1 protein-coding gene is annotated in these 833 nt (G+C 73.7%); it reads right to left on the bottom strand.

Annotated elements, in window-relative coordinates:
- A partial coding sequence (locus KUM32_RS37545) for a tetratricopeptide repeat protein (RefSeq protein WP_217146318.1) occupies positions 1-833 on the bottom strand: 833 nt, incomplete at both ends.

Raw genomic sequence — 833 nt, 5'->3', positions numbered from 1 at the left:
GTGCAGGCGCGCGTACGACACGGCCTCGGTGTTCATGCGCTGGCCATCGGTCATGATCTGGATGAGCATCTGCACGCCCTGCTCGGTCTCCCGCGGGCTCGCGGCGCGTTTGATCATCACGCCGGCGAGCCGCGCCCGCAGCAGCCACACCTGTGTCTGCGCGCCGAGCCGCTCGGCGTAGCCGATCGCCTCCTGGTAGTCGTCGGTCGCCGCCGCGTACTCGCCGCGCTCCTCGCGCGCCGCGCCACGGCCGGACAGCGCCTCGGCCGCGCCCCACGAGTCGCCGAGCCGCGCGAAGATCTCCAGGCTCTCGCCGATGTCCCGGTCCAGGCCCGTGGGGTCGAAGTGCTGGGCGGCGAGCACCTTGGCCCTCAGTTGCAGCATGAACGCCAACTCCCACGGGTCGCCGATCTCCCGGCCGACCCGCACGGAGGCGTCGACGATCTCGCGCAGGCTCGTGGAGTCGCCGACGACCAGCGGCGCGATGAACCACAGCAGGCCCGGCAGCCGGCAGGTCTGCGGCAGACCCGGCCGGTACGCCGCGACCACGCCTCGCAACTCTCCCCGCGAAGCGGGGTCTTCGAGCCCGCGCAGATCACCCTCCAGGAGGGCGAGCCCGATGAGACGCACGCTGCGCCGCGCCTCCCACAGTTGGTCGGGCGGCATGGGCGGCGGCGCGTCGGTGGCCCGCGCCAGCAGCGGCGGCGCCGGCGTGACGGGCGCCTGGAACGGGTTGGGCCCCAGCTCCGCCACGGCCGCCGCCCAGGTGCGCAGATCGGCGCGGTGATCCCGCAGGTGCCAGAACCAGTTCAGGGACAGCACCAGGCACAGCC

This window comes from Streptomyces sp. AC627_RSS907 (assembly GCF_019049165.1).
Note: the sequence above shows the minus strand (reverse complement) of the source record. Positions and strands in the feature narration are given on the sequence as shown.